Source organism: Asaia sp. SF2.1, assembly GCF_000505765.1.
GTDB lineage: Bacteria > Pseudomonadota > Alphaproteobacteria > Acetobacterales > Acetobacteraceae > Asaia > Asaia bogorensis.
This window is the reverse complement of the sequence record NZ_AYXS01000003.1, coordinates 81,994-82,214: the sequence shown is the minus strand read 5'-3', so window position 1 is coordinate 82,214 and position 221 is coordinate 81,994.

Here is a 221-nt window from a genome sequence, read left to right as displayed (position 1 = left end):
TCGGTCATGTTCATGTAAACATGAACATGATGCTTTGATGCCTGACGGCTTCGCCAGGCAGGGGTAGCCCCCGCGCCACCTTCTTTAGGCGCGTGTTCGTATGGAGACAGGTACATGTACCTCATGGGGGAGCATACTCTCACAGCGCTGCGCCAAGTCGATCATGTTCATGTAAACATGAACATGATGCGTCGATGCCTGACGGCGTTGCCAGGCAGGGA